Annotated in this window: 16 protein-coding genes and 1 riboswitch; of the genes, 13 read left to right on the forward strand and 3 right to left on the reverse strand. The window is 45.5% G+C overall.

Translation table 11 applies throughout. The features are described from left to right. Positions 1-107 precede the first annotated feature (107 nt). Together MiSe_RS38510 and bchD are read right to left on the reverse strand one after the other, a co-directional pair. Complete coding sequence (locus tag MiSe_RS38510) at positions 108-254, reverse strand: hypothetical protein (protein WP_226590593.1); 147 nt, start codon at positions 252-254, stop codon at positions 108-110. A 67-nt stretch (positions 255-321) separates the two neighbouring features. Further along, positions 322-2,550: a magnesium chelatase ATPase subunit D gene (bchD, locus tag MiSe_RS38515; RefSeq protein WP_226590596.1), complete on the reverse strand. Its 2,229-nt coding sequence runs from the start codon at positions 2,548-2,550 to the stop codon at positions 322-324. Between the two features lie 375 nt (positions 2,551-2,925). Between bchD and MiSe_RS38520 the strand changes: the two genes are divergently transcribed. From MiSe_RS38520 to MiSe_RS38580, 13 genes are all read left to right on the forward strand, one after another. Then, positions 2,926-3,525, forward strand: a complete 600-nt coding sequence (locus tag MiSe_RS38520) for a hypothetical protein (RefSeq protein WP_226590599.1) — start codon at positions 2,926-2,928, stop codon at positions 3,523-3,525. Positions 3,526-3,572: 47 nt separating this feature from the next. Beyond that, positions 3,573-5,339, forward strand: coding sequence for an OmpA family protein (locus MiSe_RS38525; RefSeq protein WP_226590602.1), 1,767 nt, complete (start codon positions 3,573-3,575; stop codon positions 5,337-5,339). A gap of 14 nt (positions 5,340-5,353) precedes the next feature. After that, positions 5,354-5,881, forward strand: coding sequence for a Rab family GTPase (locus MiSe_RS38530; protein ID WP_226590604.1), 528 nt, complete (start codon positions 5,354-5,356; stop codon positions 5,879-5,881). Continuing rightward, positions 5,853-6,875, forward strand: coding sequence for an adenylate/guanylate cyclase domain-containing protein (locus MiSe_RS38535; RefSeq protein WP_226590607.1), 1,023 nt, complete (start codon positions 5,853-5,855; stop codon positions 6,873-6,875). Before MiSe_RS38530 ends, MiSe_RS38535 begins: the two co-directional genes overlap by 29 nt. Then, on the forward strand, positions 6,875-7,978 hold the full coding sequence (locus MiSe_RS38540) for a sensor histidine kinase (RefSeq protein WP_226590610.1): 1,104 nt from the start codon (positions 6,875-6,877) through the stop codon (positions 7,976-7,978). The genes MiSe_RS38535 and MiSe_RS38540 overlap by 1 nt, the downstream gene beginning before the upstream one ends. A gap of 247 nt (positions 7,979-8,225) precedes the next feature. Continuing rightward, the gene (locus MiSe_RS53185; protein WP_373872970.1) at positions 8,226-9,665 is read left to right on the forward strand and encodes a sensor histidine kinase; all 1,440 of its coding nucleotides are present in this window, start codon (positions 8,226-8,228) and stop codon (positions 9,663-9,665) included. Between the two features lie 62 nt (positions 9,666-9,727). Next, positions 9,728-10,396, forward strand: coding sequence for a response regulator transcription factor (locus tag MiSe_RS38550; protein ID WP_226590612.1), 669 nt, complete (start codon positions 9,728-9,730; stop codon positions 10,394-10,396). 223 nt (positions 10,397-10,619) lie between these two features. Beyond that, on the forward strand, positions 10,620-11,099 hold the full coding sequence (locus MiSe_RS38555; protein ID WP_226590615.1) for a hypothetical protein: 480 nt from the start codon (positions 10,620-10,622) through the stop codon (positions 11,097-11,099). Then, entirely contained in the window at positions 11,096-13,822 is a 2,727-nt protein-coding gene (locus MiSe_RS38560) for an HAD-IC family P-type ATPase (protein ID WP_226590618.1), read from the forward strand. Before MiSe_RS38555 ends, MiSe_RS38560 begins: the two co-directional genes overlap by 4 nt. Before the next feature lie 379 nt (positions 13,823-14,201). Further along, positions 14,202-14,351: riboswitch (cyclic di-AMP (ydaO/yuaA leader) on the forward strand. A gap of 87 nt (positions 14,352-14,438) precedes the next feature. After that, positions 14,439-15,290, forward strand: a complete 852-nt coding sequence (ntrB, locus tag MiSe_RS38565; RefSeq protein ID WP_226590621.1) for a nitrate ABC transporter permease — start codon at positions 14,439-14,441, stop codon at positions 15,288-15,290. Positions 15,291-15,464: 174 nt separating this feature from the next. Beyond that, positions 15,465-16,889 (forward strand): ABC transporter substrate-binding protein, encoded by a 1,425-nt coding sequence (locus tag MiSe_RS38570; protein ID WP_226590623.1) that lies wholly within the window; start codon positions 15,465-15,467, stop codon positions 16,887-16,889. Positions 16,890-16,941: 52 nt separating this feature from the next. Beyond that, entirely contained in the window at positions 16,942-17,778 is an 837-nt protein-coding gene (locus MiSe_RS38575; protein WP_226590625.1) for an ABC transporter ATP-binding protein, read from the forward strand. A 130-nt stretch (positions 17,779-17,908) separates the two neighbouring features. Beyond that, complete coding sequence (locus MiSe_RS38580) at positions 17,909-19,246, forward strand: ArsB/NhaD family transporter (RefSeq protein WP_226590627.1); 1,338 nt, start codon at positions 17,909-17,911, stop codon at positions 19,244-19,246. 327 nt (positions 19,247-19,573) lie between these two features. Here the strand turns inward: MiSe_RS38580 and MiSe_RS38585 are convergent, their stop codons facing one another. Then, complete coding sequence (locus tag MiSe_RS38585) at positions 19,574-19,792, reverse strand: chlorophyll a-b binding domain-containing protein (RefSeq protein ID WP_226590629.1); 219 nt, start codon at positions 19,790-19,792, stop codon at positions 19,574-19,576. Positions 19,793-20,923: the final 1,131 nt, after the last annotated feature.

Raw genomic sequence — 20,923 nt, forward strand, 5'->3', positions numbered from 1 at the left:
GGCAGAATGCCGTGCCCCGACAACCATAAATCAATGTAGGGGCACGGCGTCAATCACCTTTGGTATCCACCAAAGATGGCAGAATGCCGTGCCCCGACAACCATAAATCAATGTAGGGGCACGGCGTCAATCACCTTTGGTATCCACCAAAGATGGCAGAATGCCGTGCCCCGACAACCATAAATCAATGTAGGGAACATGAATAAATGTTGGTACAAACCAAAGATGGCAGAATGCCGTGCCCCGACAACCATAAATCAATGTAGGGGCAAGGCGTCAATCACCTTTGGTTGATACCAAAGATGGCAGAATGCCGTGCCCCTACCGGGATTTAATGTCAGCGATCGCACCCTTGGTCATCGCCGCAATTGCCTTATCCGTCGCCTTGGGCAAATGATAGTATTTCCCACCGGCGGTTTTAGCCAATTCCTTGGCAAACCCAGTGGAAATAAACTTACTTTCCGTATCGATAACTAACATATCGATGCCCAAACCGCGAATTCTTGCCGCAATTTCCAACAATTCCGCTTTAATGTCCGGTTTTTCCCCTTCTGGCAAAGGTTCGCCAAGCGATCGCGCCAGGGGAATATTGCCCCGCCCGTCGGTAATCGCTACAATCACCACTTGACCGATATCTCCCGACATTTGGGCGTTGATTCCCACCCGCACTGCTTGGGTTAAACCGTGCGCCAAAGGTGAACCGCCGCCGCAAGGCAATCTTTCCAAACGCTTTTTCGCTAACGCAATCGAACGAGTCGGTGGTAATAAAACTTCTGCTTGTTCTCCCCGGAAAGGAACCAGCGCAATTTGGTCGCGGTTTTGATACGCTTCCGTCAGCAATTGCATGACTGCACCTTTGGCAGACTGCATCCGATTTAATGCCATCGAACCCGAAGCATCTACTACAAAGATTACCAATGCTCCGGCTTTGCGGACTAACCGCTTCGAGCGAATATCCCCTTGTTCTACAATTACCTTGCGGTTGGGTTGACGCTCGCGCCGCGATTTCTGGTAAGGTGCAGCTGCCCTCAAAGTTGCATCAACGGCAATTCGCCGTACCTTACCTTTGGGTAACATCGGCTTGACATAGCGCCCTCGGTCATCTGAGAAAATTAAACTGCGACTACCCGACTTGCCGTGGCGTTGCGCCATTTGGGCAAAATAGAGGACGCTATCGTCGAGAATCACGCCTTCTGGGTCAAAAATAAACTCTTCTGGAATCTCAGTAGTTTCTGGTTCCGGTTTATCTTCGTTATCTTCTTCTTCCTTATCTTCTTCTTCCTCTTGTTCTTGTTCGGATTGATCTTGAGGCGGCGGGGGTGGGGGTGGGGGTGGTTGTTGTTCTTCCGGCGGAGTTTGTACCACCGTGGCGCGGGGTACAATGACTAACTCGACGGCACGGCGCAAATCATCTGAGGTGACGTTGGTGCGTCCATCCAACGCCGCCGCCGCTTTAGCAACGCGGACGGCGAATAATTCGGCGCGATGTCCTTGCACTCTGGCGCGCACAGCTTCGTTGACCAGATATGCAATTTGGTCGTGGGTAATTTGGACATCTTTCAACCATTCCCGCGCCAGGATAATCTGAGTTTTGAGATTATCGATATCTTCGCTGTGCTGGGCGAGAAATGTTTGGGGAGAAGTGGCGTAAGCAATAGCTTCATCCACAGCTTGCACCCGTTCGTCCAATCCTAAAACGGCATCAGCGGAGAGAGCGATCGCAATTCGATCCAGCAAATGTTCCCTTAATGGCCCTTCTTCCGGATTATAAGTCGCAATAAACAGCGCTTTGCAAGGATGAGCGAAACTGATTCCTTCCCGCTCGATCAAATTGCGTCCTTCAGATAATACACTCAACAGTTGGTTAGCAATTTGATCGTCTAATAAATTAATTTCATCGACATATAAAACGCCGCGATTTGCAGAAGCTAGCAAACCCGGTTGAAACACGGGTTCTCCTCGTTTCACCGACTCTTCCACATCCACCGAACCCAACAATCGGTCTTCGGTTACTCCCAAGGGAATTTGTACAAAAGGTGCCGGAATAATTTCTGTTTCTCTTGTGGGTTGGGCATCTTGTTTGCCCAAACTTGTGGGTTGGGCATCTTGTTTGCCCAAACTTGTGGGTTGGGCATCTTGTTTGCCCAAACTTGTGGGTTGGGCATCTTGTTTGCCCAAACTTGTGGGTTGGGCATCTTGCCCGCCCAAACTTGTGGGTTGGGCATCTTGCCCGCCCCCTGACAGGCAGGATGCCTGTGCCACAAGAGTTTGATTGGCAGCGCCCCCTGACAGGCAGGATGCCTGTGCCACAAGAGTTTCATTGGCAGCGCTATTGTAAGGGGAACCTTTGACAACTTCAATCGGTGGTAACAGGGCGTGGAGGGCGCGCGCCATCACGGATTTAGCCGTTCCGCGACGACCGGCGATCGCCACCCCTCCCAATCCCGGATCTACTGCTGCTAACAGCAGGGCTAATTTTATCGCTTCTTGACCGACAACGGCAGTCAGTGGAAAGGCAATCGTTACAGATGGGTTAGTCAGGGCAGGCATGGTATGCGATCGTTACTCTTGTCGGTTTTCAGCATATCAATTCACGAATGCTTTTTTTGATTTAATCTCTTCCCCATGTTTTCCCCCGCTAGGGGAATATTTTTATTTTACACTTTGGTTATTCTATTCTAAGCTAGAATTTAATGCTTTAGCGTATTTGTACCCTAGCGCCAGACCCGCCTGTATGCTGAGGATGATACAAATGTTACCTTTGCCCCCCTTGTTAGTTTTAGGGGCTCGCTACCACGATTCACTTTGCTTTAGCCAGCATAAAAATGATAAATAACCTTTATTTATCATTTTTAGAGCCATTGCTGATACCAAATTGTTTCTTTGATCGAGTTTAAAAAAGCCACCTTAATATCAAAAAAAGCCATGAATGCACCAGAAGGTAAAAAAATAACATATATGGAAATAGAAAAAAAAAATCCAGATTTACCTCAAGGAATTAAACATCAAATGAGTGGGATAGAAGCTGTTGAAGCTGGAAGTTTAGATAAAATCAGAGATATTCTTTTTGGGAATCAGATGCGGGAGAATGAAAAAAGATTTGCCCGCTTGGAAGAACGTTTAGTTAAAGAACAATCTGACTTGCGAGAAGAGATCAAAAAACGCCTAGACAACCTGGAAAATTATATCCGGCGAGAGATTGACTCGCTAACCGCTCGAGTAGATCGGGAACCAACAGCAAGAGATAAAGCCGTCAAAGACCTGGAGCGGGAAATTAAAAATTTAATAGATGCGTTGGATAATAAGATTACCCAATTGGAGCAACAAGCAAACCAAAGTCAGAGGGAATTGCGCCAGCAAATATTAGAGCAGTATAAAAATATAGACGATGGGATAAAGCAAAAGAACGAAGAAATATTAGCGGTTATAGAAGAAGAAACCGAGAGACTTCGTAGGGACAAGACCGAGCGGTCATATCTCGCCACTTTATTTGCAGAACTAGCTGTGCGACTGAACAAGCAATAGTAAATTATACCTTGTAATAATTAGCCATAAATCGGGAGATTTGAGGTATGACAGATCCTTCCAACCAGGATGTCAAAAACAATACCCCAAATAACGATGCTGCAACGGAAGAAGCGCTTGCCGAACTCCGCAGTTTGCTGCTAGGTTTTGAGACTAGCGAGCTTGACAAACTGCACAAGCGCTTGGAAAATCCCAACATTAGTGCAGAGGATGTCAGCCAATTGCTTCCAGAGGCGATTATTTTGCGCTCGCTCAAAGACAAACAACTAAGTGAAGCAATTGTCCCCACCGTTGAAACAGCGATCGAAGTTTCGGTTAAAAGAGATTTGAACGTGCTGGCGGATGCCATTTTCCCCATCATCGGACCAGCGACTCGCAAAGCTATTGCTACAGCGCTGGAAGCCACGATCCAATCCCTCAATCAAGTCGTAGAACATAGCCTTTCCCCACAAAGCTTTTTGTGGAGAATAGAAGCATTACAGACAGGCAAATCATTCGGCGAAGTCGTAATGCTGCGTACGCTGCTTTATCGCGTTGAACAAGTTTTCCTAATACACAAACAAACCGGATTGCTGCTGCAACACATCGTAGCAGAAGGGGTAGTCGCGATGGATGCTGACTTAGTTTCAGCAATGTTAACGGCTATCCAAGATTTTGTGCGAGACTCTTTCAACCCAGCGACGAGCAATACACTTGAAACCTTGCAGTATGGCGATCTCACCATTTGGATCGAACAAGGACCTTATGCAATATTGGCAGGCATTATCAAAGGAAACGCACCCAAAGAATTAAGGTTAACTTTCCAAGAAGCGATCGAAAAAATTCACCTGCGTCAGGGAAACGCCCTGAGAAACTTTCAAGGAGATACTGCAACCTTTGCAGCGATCCTACCCTACGTGGAAGCTTGTTTGCAACAGAGATATAAACCAAAAAAATACAAAGTTTCTCCGATTTTATGGATGTTGTTAGGAGGCATACTTTTTGGATTGGGAAGCTGGGGCTTTTTTGAATTTCGCGAACAGCGTCGCTGGGCAGATTATTTAGAAAAACTGCAAGCTGAGCCAGGAATTGTAATTACTGATGCCGAAAAACGTCATGGGAAATATTTTATTTCCGGACTGCGGGATCCGGTGGCAGCCGATCCAATTAAAATCTTGCAAGAAACCGAGATTAATCCCAAAACTGTAGTAAGCAGATGGGAGGCTTACCTATCCCTCGCTCCAGAAACGATCGCGGCGCGGGCAAAAAAGGTGCTACAACCCCCCAAAACCGTCAATTTAAGCGTAGATGAAAACGGCATTCTTTATGCATCGGGAACTGCGCCTCGCCGCTGGATTGTGGAAGCCAGGAGACTGGCGCGAACAATTCCCGGCGTGACTAAATTTGAGGAAAAAAATCTGGTAGAGACGGAGCTGAAAAATTTTGAGGAAAGCAGAAAAAAGATTGAAGAAGAACTGATATTTTTGGCGCGGGGAGGGCAAGAAATTGTGACAAATCAAGCTCAAAAAATCCAAAACTTAGTTAGAGAAATGCAAAAGCTTGCGGACTACGCCAACGTTCTGGACAAAAACGTCAGGATTCAAATTATCGGGCATACAGATAAAGAAGGGCCAGAACCAGCAAATATCAGACTGAGCAAAGCACGAGCCGATAAAATAAAGTCGATTTTAGTCGCCCAAGGAATTGCAGCGAGCCAGCTTTCTACCGCTGGTCTGGGAACTAAAAATCCTTTACGTAAAGAATTAAGCGAAAAAGATAAAGCAGTTAACCGCAGTGTATCTTTCAAAGTCATTGTCACCGATGTTTCTCAATAATAATATCCCTGCTTATGCTGCAGAAAAAAGTATGTATGGTTGGTGCTTTCGCCACGGGGAAAACTTCTCTTGTAGAGCGTTTTGTTAAAAGCATTTACTCGGAAATTTATCAAACTACCGTAGGCGTAAAAATTGATAAAAAAACAGTAAATTTAGGCAAGCAGGAAGTCAATATAATCCTGTGGGATATTCACGGAGAAGACGAATTTCAAAAAGTTAGGATGTCCTATTTGCGCGGTTCATCAGGTTACCTTTTGGTCGTTGATGGAACGAGGCGCTATACTTTTGATAAGGCGATTGTACTCCAACATCGCGTAGAAGAAACACTCGGACCCGTGCCATTTATTCTGTTACTGAATAAATCAGATTTGACCGATGAATGGGATATTGACGAAGGCGCGATCGCCTCACTATCAGAAAAAGGTTGGACTGTGATTAAAACAAGCGCCAAAACCGGCTTAGGCGTGGAAGAAGCTTTTTTGATTTTAGCTGAAAAAATGATAGAGGGAATCAATGCTGGAACTACCAAGTCCGATAGTTAATTATCTTCATAGCCTCACCTTTGAAAATCGTTCTCCCGCTTATCTTTTCGTAGAAAAAAACGGGCGATTGTCCGAATGGGGCGGAAAGTTAGCAGCTTATGGAATTACGAATTTGCAAAAAGGGCAATATGTAGCAGAACAACTGTTTTTTCTGGAAGGACTTTTGCCTGCGGATGATGCGCCGATATTTCTGCCTTGTATTAAAACCGAGTACAAACGTTCTGCAGATCTGCATATTTTCCCCGGAGATGAAGGAGACTGGGTGTTACTGCTCGACGCAACTTTAGAAGAAATTCAGCGCAGTTTAATTCAACAACAAGGAAACGATCTCAGCCTTTTGAGACAAGAACAAGTGCGAATATTAAACCAATATTTGAAACGAGATATCCCTGAAGATTTAGCACAAGAGCTTTTTAAGTTACACGAGCGGGGGGAACGCAAGGATGTGACCATTCTGTTCGCTCATATTTGGGGACTTTCTTCTTACAGCGAAGAACATCCCCCTGAGGTAGTTTTCAGAATGCTCAACTTATGCTTTACCAGTATGCTCCAGCAGATTCTTGATGAAGCCGGTTTAGTAGATAAGATAGTTGGAGATTTAGTAACGGCATTGTTTGGGGTTGTTCCTGCTAGCGGGTCTTCGCGAGATCGCGCAGTAAAAGCAGCCTTACGGATGATAGAAGCCGTCAGAGATATTGGTAAGATCTCTAAAGTAAATAATGGCTCGAAACTCGACATTAGCATCGGAATAGCTTCTGGCCCCGTAGCCTTGGGTATACTGGGAGGTAGACTCCACAGAACATTTAACGCCATTGGCTACCACGTCAATTTAGCTGCACGTCTTGAAAGCCAAGCTCGTCCCAGCGAAATTCTGATCGATGAAAATACATTTAATCAAACTGGAAACAATCTGCAACAAAATTTTGCGCCAGCGTCCCTGTTATTGCAAGGAATAGCTGAGCCGATACGCATTTATTCCTGGTTGGTAAAATAATGAGCGAATCGATTACAGATGAACTTTTTGCCGCTCTGAATATTGTAGTTTTAGAGCTGGAGGACGGAGGTTTTAAAGTTATCGGTCAAGTTCCCGATTGGTTTAGTCAATTTGACCCAGAATTGGCCTCTAAACGAGAGCGATTAACCCTGGAAAACTTTCATTTTATTGCTAATTTTATCATCGATGCTGAAAAATTTTGGAATAGTTCTGAAGCCGAACCGCTGAGTTCGGGAATCTGGATTGAAACCGATGTATCGGGGAACGAATACCAGTTTGAAGCCACAGCAATTCGTTTGAGACAGAGAAAGATATTATTAATCGAGTTGCTAAAGTTTGCCTATCAAGATAAACAGTTGCTCATCCAGAAAGGAAGGGAAAATCGTTTACTTTACGATCGGTTAGTTAAAGAAATGCAAAAACAAGAAATACTCTTGCACTGCATCGTTCACGATTTGGGAGGACAAATTACAGCAGTTGCTAATTCTTTAGATCTGATCGGCAGCGAAAATTTGACCACCCAAGGAAGAACCTTTTTAGAAATAGGTAAGAGTCAAGCCATGCAGCAAGGAATGTTAATCAGGGAAATATTGAATGCATTTTCGTATGACATGGAATCGATTGAAACTTTTATATTCGACCCCGATTTAGCTCCAGATGTGGCGACTGCTGTCAAAGAAATCGTTGATGGTTTCCGACCGAGTTTTGCCATGAGCAACATCAATTTGTGCCTGGGTTCAAACATCGATAGACTGGAAGAAAGTAAAGCTGTTGGCGAAAAATTACATCTCGATCGGGTTGTGTTTAACCTGGTGGAAAATGCCTTCCGCCATAGTCCCCCGCACACTACGGTAACCGTTGACGTTGGCGATGAAGGAGAATTTCTGCTGTTGACAGTGGAAGATGAAGGTGCGGGTGTATCCCCGGATATTGTCAACAGACTGTTTCAAAAATTTGTTCAAGGGAAAGGTAAAACTGGTCGAGCTGGTTTGGGGCTTTATTTTTGTCGCATTACGGTAGAAAGTTGGGGTGGTACTATAGGTTATACACTGCGTCAGTCAGGCGGTTCTCGGTTTTGGGTTCGCCTTCGTAAAGCAGTTTAACTCGTTTGGCTTGTTTGTGTAGAGGCAGCATTAATGCTGCCTCTAGACAAACTTTCGGTGTACCTCATACGGCTGCATCCGCTATATTTTCATGGTTCCACTGATTGATTGGTAAAACCCGCCCCTACAGCATAAAAAATTATATACTACCATTGCTACCGGACATGATATAACTCGTTCCCAGGCTCCTGCCTGGGAACGAAAATCAGAGGCTCTGCCTCGCCCTTTAGTAACAACCAAATCAATTGTGGTAAAGACTCAAAAATTTCCCAGATGGCGTAGATTTTTCTTTGGTATCCGCACCCGCATTATCGCTTTGTACCTAGTGCTGATGGCTGGATCGACAGGTATATCGATTTTAGCCGTGCGTGAGGTTCTTTCAGTGCGGTTAGAACAAAGGGGTAAAAACCTTCTCGTTCAAGAGGTGCAAGAATTTCGTCAACTGCTCCAACAATGCGATCGTTCCAGTTGCAATGCTTCGAATTTATTTGACACTTTTCTTTACCGAAATATCCCGGTTGAAGGAGAGTTTATGCTGACGCTGCTCGAAGGTAAGATTTACAAATCCAGTCCGGTTGCTCTACCAGAAACCCTACGGATGAATGGGAAACTCATCGAGCATTGGGCGCAATTAAAGCAGCCAGAAAAGGGGGAAAAATTGACTTTAACCGATACGCTGCGCTACATGGCAGAGCCAGTCATAATTGGGGGAAAAACGCGCGGGGTGTTTGTCATTCTCCACTCTACCTCGTTTGAGGTGGAGAAAGTTAATGAAACAACTGCTGTAATGATTTTAGTAACTAGCGCTATCTTATTTGTGAGTGGATTTGTGACTTGGGCGGTAGCTGGAAAAGTGTTAAAACCTTTGCGCTTACTAACTGCAACAGCCCATTCTATTACCGAATCAAATGTGAGCCAGCGCATCTTTGTTGAGGGTTCTGATGAAATTGCTGAACTGGCGATGACTTTTAATGAAATGCTCGACCGACTTGAGGCAGCTTTTACGAGTCAACGGAATTTTATCAACGATGCCGGTCACGAATTGCGGACGCCAATTACTATTATTCGCGGTCATTTGGAATTGTTAGAATATCAACCCGAAGAACTACATGAAACTTTGGCTATAGTGAACGATGAGTTGGATAGGATGAACCGATTGGTTAAGGATTTGCTATTCTTAGCTAAAGCAGAAAGACAGGATTTTTTATCCTTAGAAATTGTAGAAATTAGTACGTTTATTCAGGAATTATTTGCGAAGCTTAAAGCTTTGGGAAATCGGCATTGGCAGTTGGAATTGAACCCATTGAATCGTTCCCATGCTCAGCCTGGGAACGAAAATATTTTGGCAGACAAACAGCGACTGACTCAGGCACTGATGAATTTGGCTCAAAATGCGGTGGAACATACAACGATTAATGATACAATTACTTTAGGAGCCGATTTAACAAAAAGCCAGATTCGCTTTTGGGTGCGGGATACGGGAGAAGGAATTCTGCCTGAAGATCAACAGCGCATTTTCGCTCGGTTTGCTCGTGCTGCTAAAACTCGCAGGCGTTCTGAAGGCTATGGTTTGGGATTGGCAATTGTGCGAGCGATCGCAGAAGCCCACGGCGGCAGGGTAGAATTACAAAGTCAGCCGGGAAAGGGTTCAACTTTTACGCTAATTTTGCCAATTGCTAATAGCTAATGGCTAATGGCTAATGGTAGAATTTACACGGTCAATTAGCAATTAGCAATTAGCCATTAGCAATGAACCGAATTCTCATCGCGGAAGACGAACCGCGCATTGCTTCGTTTCTGGAAAAAGGATTAAAAGCGAATGGCTTTACGACAATCGTTGTGGAAGACGGCGATGCAGCGATTAGAGTTGCTGATAGCAACGATTTCGATCTGTTAATTCTAGATTTGGGATTACCTGGAAAAGATGGATTGCAGGTATTAGAAGAATTGCGGGGAAGAGGGGAAACTCTGCCGATTATTATTTTAACCGCAAGGGATGAAGTCAGCGATAAAGTAGCGGGATTTGAAAGCGGTGCGGATGATTACGTTACCAAACCATTTCGATTTGAAGAATTGCTGGCGCGAGTGCGCGCGAGGTTAAGAAATCAAAAATCTGCACCTAAAAAAGATGAGATGATTCTCAAAGCGGGGGATATTGTTTTAGACTTGCGATCGCGCACCGTTACAGTAGGCGATCGCGTTGTCGAATTATCCGCCCGCGAATTCATCTTAACCGAAACCTTTGTCAGACATCCCGGACAAGTTTTAAGTCGAGAGCAATTACTCAATCGCGTCTGGGGTTACGATTACGACCCCAACTCTAATATTGTAGATGTTTATGTGGGTTATTTAAGAAAAAAATTAGGCAGCAACAAGATAGAAACCGTCAGAAGCATGGGCTATCGGCTGCGTTTATAAGAACTTTCTCATGAAACTTTAATAAAACTTTTATCCGCAAAATACAGACTGAGGGTAGAAGCGGTTACAGCGGATTGCTTTTCAAGTGAGGTACAGCCCTTGGGCTTCGTTTGTGTAGCGGCACCCTTAAGGGTGCCGCTACACAAACGAAGCCGTACCTCATACGGCTGCAATCCGCTATAAAACCCGCTTTGCTTCGGGGCTTTTGCCTTGGGCGGGCAGAATGCCCACCCCACAAAGCCAGTCAATTTCTTCTGGGGTCTTTGCCTTGGGCGGGCAGAATGCCCACCCCACAAAGCCAGTCAATTTCTTCTGGGGTCTTTGGTTTGGGCGGGCAGAATGCCCACCCCACAAAGCTAGTCAATTTCTTCTGGGGTCTTTGCCTTGGGCGGGCAGAATGCCCACCCCACAAAGCCAGTCAATTTCTTGTGGGGTGGGCGGGCTGCAATGCCCACCCCACAAAGCTAGTCAATTTCTTCTGGGGTCTTTGGTTTGGGCGGGCTGCAATGCCCACCCCACAAAGCCAGTCAATTTCTTGTGGGGTGGGCGGGCTGCAATGCCCACCCCACAAAGCCAGTCAATTTCTTGTGGGGTGGGCGGGCAGAATGCCCACCCCACAAAACCAGCCAATTTCTTGTGGGGTGGGCGTCTCGCCCGCCCTTGGGATGGTCGTAATTTAGCAACTTATCGGGGACAAATATGACAGCAACAGCTATAAAGAACGCACAAGAACACCAGTGGCACAATTTACCTGAAGACAAGATCGGCCATATTTTAGCAACCGACCGCGAAAAAGGTTTAGAAGAAGTTGAAATTCCCCAGCGTTTGCGCGAATATGGATTAAACGAACTAACTGCAAAAGAAGGCAAACCTGTTTGGTTAAAATTCATCCTGCAATTTAACCAACCCCTCCTGATCATCTTAGTGTGCGCGGGTGCAATTAAAGCATTACTTGGAGAGTGGATAAATGCCAGCGTAATTTGGGGCGTAACGACAACAAACGCGATTATTAGCTTTACCCAAGAATCGCAAGCAGAAAGCGCGATCGCAGCGCTTGCTTCCGCCATCCGTACAGAAGCGACCGTGATTCGGGGCGGAAAAAAATTAAAAGTACCCTCGCAAGAATTAGTACCGGGGGATTTAGTATTACTCACCTCTGGCGACAAAGTACCCGCCGATTTGCGCTTAATAAAAACCCGCGATTTGCAAATCGATGAATCTGGTTTGACAGGCGAGTCGGTAGCAGTAGAAAAAGATGCGGAAGAGGCAACCTTGCCACCGGAAACCCCTTTAGCAGAACGCTTAAATATGGCATATGCCGGAGGTTTCGTCACCTTTGGACAAGGTAGCGGGATTGTTGTCGCAACGGGGAATAAAACCGAAACGGGTAAAATTTCCCAGTTAATTGAACAACGGGTAGACCTGACCACGCCCTTGACGCGCAAGTTTAATCAATTCAGCCAAAATTGGCTTTACTTCGTGCTATTGGCGGCGACGCTGACGTTTGCGATTGGTTTGGGGCGATATACTTTTCAAGATGCTGTAGAACCTGCGATCGCATTAATTGTAGGCGCAATTCCTGAAGGTTTGCCCGCAGTTATTACCGTCACCCTAGCAGTTGGTGTCGCCCGCATGGCGAAGCGAAATGCAATTGTCCGCAAATTACCAGCAGTAGAAACCCTCGGCGGTGCGACGGTGGTTTGTTCGGATAAAACCGGAACTTTGACCGAAAACCAAATGACCGTCCAAGAAATTTATGCAGGCGGTGAAACTTACAACGTCACGGGTGGCGGTTACAATCTTGAAGGCGAAATTCAGCATAAACAAACGCCAATTAATGCCAAAGATCTCCCGGTTTTGGCAGAATTGCTGTTGGCAGGAGTATTGTGCAACGATTCCCACTTGGAACAAAAGAACGGCAACTGGGTAGTCATTGGAGATCCCACCGAAGGCGCGTTAATTACCGTTGCCAATAAAGCGGGGTTAATTCAACAAGCAGCAGAAAGAATGAACCCCAGATTTGACTCAATTCCCTTCGAGTCTCAGTTTCAATATATGGCAACCTTGCACCAAACTCGCCATGCCAAGGTGATTTATGTAAAAGGTTCGGCAGAAGCGATTTTAAAACGCTGTTCTGCTGCCTTCAATAAAGATGGAAAAATTACCACACTCGATGTGGAAGCAATTAATCAGCGCGTCGATCAAATGGCAAAACAAGGGTTGCGGGTGCTAGCTTTTGCCAAGAAAAAAGTAGCGGAATCACAAGATAAAGTCGATCATTCTGATATTGAATCGGGGTTGGCATTCATCGGATTGCAAGCAATGATCGATCCGCCCCGCCCGGAAGCGATCGCCGCCGTCCACGCCTGTCAAGCTGCGGGAATTCAGGTGAAGATGATTACCGGAGATCACATCACCACCGCACAAGCGATCGCCCGCCGCATGGGTTTCCGCAATCAGAATAAAAAAGTTGTGGCATACACAGGTGCCCAACTTGCCAAAATGACCCCGAACAAACTCGCCAACGCCGTAGAAGAAGGGGTAGTATTTGCCCGCGTCGCCCCCGAACAAAAGCTGCGAATTGTCGAAGCATTGCAATCAAAAGGTGAAATCGTAGCAATGACGGGAGACGGAGTAAACGACGCCCCCGCCCTCAAACAAGCGGATATCGGTATCGCCATGGGAAGCGGTACGGAAGTATCAAAAGAAGCGGCAGATATGCTGTTAACTGATGATAATTTCGCCTCGATTGCAGCAGCGGTGGAAGAAGGGCGATCTGTTTATAAGAACCTAATTAAAGCGATTTGCTTTATTCTCCCGGTCAACGGTGGGGAATCGATGACGATTTTAATCAGCACGCTTTTGGGTCGAGACTTGCCAATTTTATCGCTACAAATTCTGTGGCTAAATATGCTCAACTCGATTACGATGACGGTTCCGCTTTCATTTGAACCCAAGTCCAGTGGTCTAATGAAACAGCCGCCCCGTCCGGTTAACGAACCCTTCCTGACGCCAAATCGCATCAAGCGGATTTTGGCAATTTCTCTCTATAACTGGACGCTAATTTTCGGCATGTTTGAATTTGTCAGACAAGCGCCTTGGGGCAGCACCGAATTAGCCCGGACAATGGCAATTCAAGCATTAGTGATGGGACGGATTTTTTACCTGATGAGCATTAGCCAATTGATGCCTTCCTTGATTGCCAAATTCCAAGGTTCCCAAGAAAAAGTCAGCGGTGCGCCCGCCCTGGCAGGTGGTATTATTGTCGCGGTAATCTTGCAGATTATCTTCGCCAACTCCCAGTTTATTAACAACATCTTCCAAACCGCACCAATGACTCTAGATCAGTGGATTATCTGTTTCCTGGCGAGTTTACCGATGATGGCGATCGCCGCATCCGTCAACCGCTTCGATCCGCCAAATTAAGTAAGCCAAAATTAGAACCCAACCAACTCACAAACAGGGGAATATCCCCTCTTTTTTTACAGCTAATACCTCCCTTTTTTATCAGTCTGCGTAGGCAGACTTTGTATGTGTAGCCGCGACTTCAGTCCTTAGGCAAAAAGTCGGTAATCCCAGGGGAGTTGGTATGACTAAACCCGCCCCCCTACACCTACAGAATCCCGGTTTCTTTAAGAAACCGGGATTCTAAAGCAAAATCCCTGTCCTCCCCGACTCCCAAAAATCTATCCTCAGATAGATGCGCCCAGAAAATAGTATAGTTTTGTAAAAAATCTGGCGTAACAATTCTCTAACTTTCAGAGCTAGACGATTTCCAACAGGCGTGCTTTAATATTGTGAAATCAGAGTAAGTCAGCCTAATCCAGCTTTTGCTGGAGCGGAGGAACCAAATTGTGGGGCAAATCTCTGCTAGTTTCGTGAGGAGTGAGGTAGAGAAGGGCAACTCTCAGCCCTAGTCCGTCAGCTAACTTCGTAGGCATTGAGAGGAGACTGAAGAGCGAGCATTTTCCCTAATGTTCTAAACTCATCAGTGTCCTTGGCTGGTACTGCTCAGTCATTTTTGTACCTGCTTCTGACACCTATGACAATTCAACTCAACTTGTCTGCTATTGCTATTGCTGGACAAGCAGCTTGGCGACGCGCTAAACCGATCGTTGTTCGCGATGTTGTTATCCTACCAGCCATTGGCTTTTTGGCAATCATTATCCTATGGTGGATTATTGCACTTGCCAATCACGAATTGATGCCCACACCGCCAGAGGCACTGGTCGCTAATTTAGATTACATTTTGAATCCATTTTACCAGCGCGGCCCCGGAAATTTAGGCATTGGTTGGTTATTGCTGGCAAGTTTAAGGCGGGTAATGCTGGGATTTCTTTTAGGTGCTGTAGTGGCAATTCCTTTGGGATTTCTGATTGGCATGTCCAGAGAAGCCATGTTAGCAATCAATCCCTTGATTCAGATTTTCAAACCCGTATCGCCCCTCGCTTGGCTGCCGATTTCCCTGGCAATTTTTAACCTGGCAGATCCTTCAGCAATTTTTGTAATCTTCATCACCTCTTTGTGGCCTACCATTATTAACACCGCCCTTGGAGTATCGAGCGTTTCCAAAGATTATCTTGATGTAGCACGGGTGTTAGAAATGCCCCGATGGCGGCGCATTACCAAGATTATTTTACCAGCAAGTTTGCCTTATATTTTTACAGGCTTGCGGATTAGTTTAGGCATTGCTTGGCTGGTAATTGTAGCGGTAGAAATGCTGACGGGCGGGATTGGAATCGGCTTTTTTGTCTGGGATGAATGGAGTAGATTAAACCTGAGTTCGGTATTCTTAGCCGTGTTAGTAATTGGCTTAACCGGCTTACTCCTAGACTTCGCCGTCAGCAGAATAGAAGCCTTCGTAACTCATCGCCCAAGAAAAGCAAACAGCTAATAGCTAATGGCTAATAGCTAATGGCTAATGGCTAATGGTTAATAGATAGCAAGCAAGCAATACTGTTAAAAATGCTTGTTTCTCCAACTAGCAACTAGCAACTAGCAATTAGCAATTAGCAATTAGCAATTAGCAATTAGCTATTAGCTATTAGCAATCGGTGGAGTGAATTGTATGCAAAACACCAATTATTTGAATCGCAGAGAATTTCTGTTGGGAATGGGGGCGACGGCGGCAACAATCGCGCTTTCTTCCTGTGCAATATCGGGTGACCGTTCTGCCAAAGGACTGACAGAAGAAGCGTTAGCCGTCGAACCTCTAGTAGATTCTAGAACCTTAGAAAAACCCAATATTACGGTTGGGTACGTGCCTGTAAATGATTGTGCGCCATTTGCGATCGCTTGGCAAAAAGGCTTCTTCCGCAAATACGGACTCAACGTCAAACTCAGCCGCGAAGCCAGTTGGGCTACCTCCCGCGACGGCTTAGTTTTTGGACGCCTCGACGCCTCCCCCGTCGTCTCCGGTGCCGTCACCAACGCCAGAATCGGCGCCGAAGGCGCGCGCCACGCCCCCTTGTGCGGTGCAATGACCATCCACCGCCACGGCAACGCCATGACGATGAATAAAGCCATGTGGGATTTTGGGTTACGTCCCTGGAAAGAATATAACGGCGATTTAGAAGCATTTGGACGCGATTTTCGCAACTATTTTGAACAACAACCCGCTGAAAAAAAAGTTTGGGCAGTTGTTCTGAGTTCCGCCATTTACGAATACTTTGTCCGCTACTTATCCGCAGCAGCAGGCGTCAATCCGTTCGAGGAATTTCGCGTCATTATCGTTCCCCCACCGCAGATGGTCACAAATGTCAGAATTGGCGCCATGCAAGCTTACATGGTAGCAGAACCTTGGAATACAAGGGCGATCGCAGGAAACGAAGGAATCGGCTTTACCTTCGCCCAAGGTAGAGAAATTTGGGAAGGACACCCAGACCGAATTTTAGGAGCGAGAGAAGACTTTATCAACGACAACCCCAAAACCTATCGTTCCCTGGTCAAAGCCATGATAGAAGCCTGCCAATATTGCAGTAAAGCGGAAAACCGCCCTGAAGTTGCCGAACTAATTACCGATCGCTCATTTACGGGTGCAAAACCCAAAAAAGGCCCCATAGATAGATTTACACGACCGGGAATTGTGGGAGAATATAACTATGGTGGATTTGATGGTAAAGACCGCACCATCGCATCAGATGAAACCACACTGTTCTTCGATTTACCTCCCAATCTTGCCCTCGATCCGAGATACCATTCAACCTTTTTGTGGCAGTCCCAAAGTATCTGGTTAATGACGCAAGCCGCCCGGTGGGGACAAATTAAAGAAATTCCCAAAAATGCCGAAGAGTTGGCGCGTAAAGCTTGGAGAACAGACCTTTACCGAGAAATTGCCGCCGAAATGGGGATTGAATGTCCAACGGAAGATTACAAAATCGAACCCGCCGAAGCATTTATAGATAATAAACAATTCGACCCCAGCGATCCAGTAAGCTATCTCAACAGTTTTGAGATTAAAGCAAATCGTCCCAAGCGGTTTTTCATTTCTTAAGTCAAGCGATCGCTAGCAAAAAATAAAGAACACCTGACAACTGGAGTTTTCAATGAAATCCACCTCCTTCTCAACAAATGCTCACCAACAAACCAGACGCCAACCGGCATTTCTGGAAATTGAGAACTTATATAAGTCTTACAAAAATGCCGATGGCAGTGAATTTGTCGTTCTCAGAGATGTCAATCTAACGATTGGCGAAGATGAATTTATTTCTGTAATTGGTCACTCTGGATGCGGTAAATCAACTTTACTGAAAATCGTTGCCGGATTGGAAAAAGCCACCGCTGGAGGGGTAAGACTCGATGGTAAAGAAATTCGCAAACCCGGATCTGAACGCATGATGGTGTTTCAGCACTACGGACTTCTGCCGTGGTTAACCGTGCGGGAAAATATTCGCCTAGCTGTCGATGAAGTGCTGAAAAATGCCAATAGAGCCGAAAAAATTAGCATTGTGAACGAACACTTAGCAATGGTAAATTTAACCGCAGCCGCTGATAAATATCCCGATGAAATATCTGGCGGGATGAAACAGCGGGTGGGGATTGCCAGAGCTTTAGCGACTCGTCCTAAAATGCTGCTAATGGATGAACCATTTGGAGCGTTGGATGCACTAACGAAGCGGAAATTGCAAAAGCAAGTGTTGGATATTTGGGAAAGTCATAAACAGGCGGTGATGATGATTACCCACGATGTAGATGAGGCAATTTATATGTCGGATCGTATCGTGCTGATGACAAATGGCCCTGCTGCTACGATTGGGGAAATATTAGAAGTACCCTTTCCCCATCCGCGCGATCGCCACGCCATGCGCGAATCCCAAGAATACTACGAACTACGCAATCACGCCTTGGATTTTCTGGAGCGCTATTTTACCCCAGACGAATAGATTTCGACTGCCGCACCAGCACCGACAAAACTGCGTTGCATTACAGAAAATTAAGCAAATTCCATCTTTACGAGCGAGTTTTTTTTCTGTAGGATGCAACCAAGTCATTCACTCTGTATAGAGGCATACCGTGGAAAACTGGCAAGCGATTATCGCTACGGCAACATTTATCGGTGTCATCTTCTTAGTCATGACTGAGTGGATACACCTAACCATTGCCGCATTTTTAGGTGCATTGCTACTGGTGTTTTTCAACGTCATGACTTTGCCAGAAGCCATTGGTTACATCGGTCAAAGTCACGGCACCCTCGGTTTATTCTTCGGCGTCATGGTACTCGTGCGCGCCTTTGAACCCACCAAAATTTTTGACTACCTAGCCACGCAAATGGTGCTATTGGCTAAAGGTAGAGGCAATCTCTTACTGTTAGGTATTGTCGGCATTACAACGCCGATATGTGCCGTTTTACCCAACGCCACAACCGTAATGTTACTAGCACCATTAATTCCGCCAATGGCAGAAGAAGTAGGGGTAAATTTTGTTCCATTACTAATTTTAATGGTATTTGTAGCAAACAGTGCCGGTTTATTAACCATCGTCGGCGATCCGGCAACATTTATTGTCGGAGATGCCATCAATCTCAGCTTTACAGATTACCTATTGCGCCTCAGTTTAGGTGGAGTTATTGCTGTTGTTACGGTAGTTGCCACCCTACCCTTTTTATTTCGTAAAATTTGGAACACCAAATTAGAAAACCTCAACCAACTCCCCCATCCTCAAATTAACCATCCGCGAGTATTGGCAGTGGGAGGTTTAATTGTAGCCTTTGTACTGCTGTTTTTTGTCATAGGAGAAGCCCTACCCGTTCCCATTTCACCCGCTGCGGTAGCCTTACTGGGAGCCGCTTTAGCAATGCTTTTGGCTCATCATACCAAGATCGATACAGTTAACCATATCTTGCGGGATCTAGACTGGAGTACCTTAATATTCTTCATGTCGATTTTTGTTTTAATTGGCGGATTGCAAAAAACAGGCGTCGTTCAAGGTTTATCAGGAGTATTGGCAACAATCTTAGGAACAAATATAGCCTTGGGTTCGATAGTCATCCTCTTTTTTGTGGGACTTATATCCAGCGTTGTTCCCAATATCCCCCTCGTGGTAGCGATGGTGCCATTACTCAAACAATACATTGTCAATGTAGGATTAGTAGGAGCGGAAGTTTTATCGCCAGACTTTCAAGGACAGTTTCCCCCCGAAGTCCTACCGCTATTTTATGCCATGATGTTTGGGGCAACTTTAGGAGGAAATGGCACCCTAGTAGGCGCATCATCGAATATCGTAGCGGCGGGAATTGCTGAACAACACGGACGCCGAATTTCGTTTAAAAGATTTCTCCGTTACGGCATTCCGGTAATGACTTTGCAGTTAATCACATCCGCCTTGTTTGTCATCGTTCGCTTTCTATTGTAGGGGCGGCTTTCACCAACCATTTATGCAATCGACAATTTTGTTAAGAATCCCGGTTTCTTAGAGAAACCGGGATTCTGCTATGTGTTTTGCTCAAAATATTAGGGTGCGTTAGCTTTAGCCTAACGCACCCTACGCATCTTACTAAAAAACAAAGTAACCCAAGTTGCTAGTTATCTCATGCATGCTGGCTAATGGCTCATGGCTAATGGCTAATATCACGAAAAATGGTATATTAACTAGCTCTCGCAATCAGCAATTAGCAATTAGCCATTAGCAACTTGAGTTAATAACTAACAACTAACTAAAAAGAGGAGGTATGTTCGGTTTTTAGTGGGTATAAGAGATGAAGTGCAGCACGTCGCGCAGAACGCTATAGCCAGCCATATCCCACAGCAAATAGGCGAGGAAGCCAATCATAGCGAGGCGACCATTCCACAGTTCTGCTTGAGGATTGAAGCCAAACAAGAAAGCGTTGCGGTCTTTACCGTTGTAGGCTAGAGCAACAGGAGGTAGATTGGTGGTGCTGCGAGTTTCAGGTGTTTGCATAGTTTCCAAACCTCGATTTACATTACTTAACGTTTGTTACTTTCATAGTAGCTACTCTCCACGAAACCGAGGTCTACCTATAGGTACAGAAAGCAAGCTATCTAAAGGTTGATCTCAAAATTGCTATTTTCAATACAAAACTCTATCCCTAGAAAGTGAGCAAATAGCTAGAAAATCAATCAATTATTCCAACTTTATATAAACTCGCTTCTCAATCCTGCTCTTGCAGCAAAGTTCAGACTTGGGAGAGATGCTTTTACCCTTCAGATCCAGCCATTCTAACCCAAGGGGTGTGAATTTTTCCCCGATTACGGTGTAGGGACACGGCCAAAATAAATAGTTGTCAAAACTATCTAAATTGTTGCTGCCGTGTCCCTACTGTTGGGGGGTGAATTTTTCCCCATTACGGTGTAGGGACACGGCCAAAATAAATAGTTGTCAAAACTATCTAAATTGTTGCTGCCTTGTCCCTACTGTCGGGGGGTGAATTTTTCCCCATTACGGTGTAGGGACACGGCCAAAATAAATAGTTGTCAAAACTATCTAAATTGTTGCTGCCGTGTCCCTACTGTTGGGGGGTGAATTTTTCCCCGATTACGGTGTAGGGACACGGCCAAAATAAATAGTTGTCAAAACTATCTAAATTGTTGCTGCCTTGTCCCTACTGTCGGGGGGTGAATTTTTCCCCGATTACGGTGTAGGGACACGGCCAAAATAAATAGTTGTCAAAACTATCTAAATTGTTGCTGCCGTGTCCCTACTGTTGGGGGGTGAATTTTTCCCCATTACGGTGTAGGGACACGGCCAAAATAAATAGTTGTCAAAACTATCTAAATTGTTGCTGCCTTGTCCCTACTGTCGGGGGGTGAATTTTTCCCCATTACGGTGTAGGGACACGGCCAAAATAAATAGTTGTCAAAACTATCTAAATTGTTAATGCCGTGTCCCTACTGTCGGGGTGTGAATTTTTCCCCATTACGGTGTAGGGACACGGCAAAAATAAATAGTTGTCAAAACTATCTAAATTGTTGCTGCCGTGTCCCTACTGTTGGGGGGTGAATTTTTCCCCATTACGGTGTAGGGACACGGCCAAAATAAATAGTTGTCAAAACTATCTAAATTGTTGCTGCC

This window comes from Microseira wollei NIES-4236, from assembly GCF_020521235.1.
Classification (GTDB): domain Bacteria; phylum Cyanobacteriota; class Cyanobacteriia; order Cyanobacteriales; family Aerosakkonemataceae; genus Microseira; species Microseira wollei.

Bases quoted from the DNA above. Each gene is read 5' to 3' on its own strand.
- MiSe_RS38510 (WP_226590593.1), bottom strand. From the start codon at position 254: ATGGTTGTCGGGGCACGGCATTCTGCCATCTTTGGTTTGTACCAACAT.
- bchD (WP_226590596.1), bottom strand. From the start codon at position 2,550: ATGCCTGCCCTGACTAACCCATCTGTAACGATTGCCTTTCCACTGACT.
- MiSe_RS38520 (WP_226590599.1), top strand. From the start codon at position 2,926: ATGAATGCACCAGAAGGTAAAAAAATAACATATATGGAAATAGAAAAA.
- MiSe_RS38525 (WP_226590602.1), top strand. From the start codon at position 3,573: ATGACAGATCCTTCCAACCAGGATGTCAAAAACAATACCCCAAATAAC.
- MiSe_RS38530 (WP_226590604.1), top strand. From the start codon at position 5,354: ATGCTGCAGAAAAAAGTATGTATGGTTGGTGCTTTCGCCACGGGGAAA.
- MiSe_RS38535 (WP_226590607.1), top strand. From the start codon at position 5,853: ATGCTGGAACTACCAAGTCCGATAGTTAATTATCTTCATAGCCTCACC.
- MiSe_RS38540 (WP_226590610.1), top strand. From the start codon at position 6,875: ATGAGCGAATCGATTACAGATGAACTTTTTGCCGCTCTGAATATTGTA.
- MiSe_RS38550 (WP_226590612.1), top strand. From the start codon at position 9,728: ATGAACCGAATTCTCATCGCGGAAGACGAACCGCGCATTGCTTCGTTT.
- MiSe_RS38555 (WP_226590615.1), top strand. From the start codon at position 10,620: ATGCCCACCCCACAAAGCCAGTCAATTTCTTCTGGGGTCTTTGCCTTG.
- MiSe_RS38560 (WP_226590618.1), top strand. From the start codon at position 11,096: ATGACAGCAACAGCTATAAAGAACGCACAAGAACACCAGTGGCACAAT.
- ntrB (WP_226590621.1), top strand. From the start codon at position 14,439: ATGACAATTCAACTCAACTTGTCTGCTATTGCTATTGCTGGACAAGCA.
- MiSe_RS38570 (WP_226590623.1), top strand. From the start codon at position 15,465: ATGCAAAACACCAATTATTTGAATCGCAGAGAATTTCTGTTGGGAATG.
- MiSe_RS38575 (WP_226590625.1), top strand. From the start codon at position 16,942: ATGAAATCCACCTCCTTCTCAACAAATGCTCACCAACAAACCAGACGC.
- MiSe_RS38585 (WP_226590629.1), bottom strand. From the start codon at position 19,792: ATGCAAACACCTGAAACTCGCAGCACCACCAATCTACCTCCTGTTGCT.